This window comes from Massilia sp., from assembly GCF_032106685.1.
Taxonomy (GTDB): Bacteria; Pseudomonadota; Gammaproteobacteria; order Burkholderiales; family Burkholderiaceae_D; genus Telluria.
Genome location: NZ_DAMCPG010000097.1, coordinates 1 through 1,545, shown reverse-complemented (window position 1 = coordinate 1,545; position 1,545 = coordinate 1). Strand labels below are relative to the sequence as shown.

1 protein-coding gene is annotated in these 1,545 nt (G+C 65.4%); it reads right to left on the bottom strand.

Going from position 1 to position 1,545, the window contains the following annotated elements; all coding sequences use genetic code 11:
* Positions 1-83 precede the first annotated feature (83 nt).
* Positions 84-1,457: an IS1182 family transposase gene (locus RT688_RS23710; protein ID WP_313707274.1), complete on the bottom strand. Its 1,374-nt coding sequence runs from the start codon at positions 1,455-1,457 to the stop codon at positions 84-86.
* Between the last annotated feature and the right edge of the window lie 88 nt (positions 1,458-1,545).

The window sequence follows — 1,545 nt, the reverse complement described above, 5'->3', positions numbered from 1 at the left end:
AATGTCCGCTTCTGGCGGATTTCGTTGAAAAAGGCGGCTGCTGAGGTCGCCGCCAGTAACGGACGCGGCGGTTCTCTCCCGCCTCACGCGGTCGCTGGCGTCAGCGGCGGGATCAGTTTGGCCAGTTTGCGCAGGTTCTGGGCGGTGGCGGCGAGGAGGAACTCGTCTTTGGCGCCGTTGGGACCTCGCAGGCGCAGTCGGTCCAGCTTCAGGATGCGCTTGAGGTGGGCGAACAGCATCTCGACCTTCTTCCGTTCGCGTCTAGAGACGACGTAGGCGTCGGTTCTGGCGATGTCGCGGGCGAAGTCCCGCGCGCCTTCGTGGATGGAGCGGGTCACTTTCCGCGCCGGCGCTTTGGGGCAGCAGCGGCTCTTTAGCGCGCAGGCGTCGCAATCCATTTTGCTGGCGCGATACCGATAGGTGTTGTCCGGCGGAGTATCGGGATGGTCCGCGCGGAAGGCTCGCCGATACTGCTTCAGTTCCTTGCCGCCCGGACAATGGTAGACGTCGGCGGCGTGGTCATAGGCGAAATCGCTGCGCGAGAAGGTCCCGTCGATCCGCTCGGCTTTGTCGATGACGGGGATGTGCGGCTCGATGCCCTGGTCGTGGACCAGCCAGTCCAGCATCTCGGCAGAGCCATAGGCGGTGTCCGCCGCCAGCCGGGCAGGCCAGAGATTATGATGTTCGCGCACCCGCTCGATCATGGTGCGGGCCGCCGTCACCTCGGCCTGCCGCACGGCCGTGGACGGCTCGACATCGACGATGATCGCGTGGTCCAGGTCGATCAGGTAGTTGGTGGCATAGGCGAAGAAGGCCAAGCCCTTGTTGGCGCCGGTCCAGCGCGAGGCCGGATCGGCCGGCGAGATGAACTTGGGCGTCACCGGGGTCGCGCCGCCGAAGGCCGCGTCGTCCAGAACGGCAAGATACTCGTCGATGGCGCGGCTGGCGGCCTCGGGCGGCAGGCCATCGTCGCCGGGCACGCAGCGCTGGCGATTGGCGTCGGCCTTGATCAGGCTGGCGTCGACGGCGAAGCCCTCGCCGCCGACTAGACCCTCGGCCATGCAGCGCCGCAGGACCGTCTCGAACAGCTCCCGCAACAAATCGCTGTCGCGGAAACGACCATGGCGGTTCTTCGAGAAGGTCGAGTGGTCCGGCACGTCGCCGTCCAGGCCCAGCCGGCAGAACCAGCGATAGGCCAGGTTCAGATGGACCTCTTCGCACAGCCGTCGCTCCGAGCGAATGCCGAAGCAGTAGCCGACAAGCAGCATGCGGATCAGAAGCTCGGGATCAATCGAAGGCCGGCCGATGGCGCTGTAGAACGGCGCCAGATGCGCTCGCAGCCCGTCCAGTTCCACGAACCGGTCAATCGCCCGCAGAAGATGATCCGCCGGCACATGCCGCTCCAGCGAGAACTCGTAGAACAGCGCCGACTGATCAACCCGCCGCTCACCCATCATCGCTGCACCTCCCGTCTCAACGACCAGAGTGAATCAGCGCGCCGCCTTCATGCCAATTGCCAACGGACGCCTTTTTCAACGAAATCGG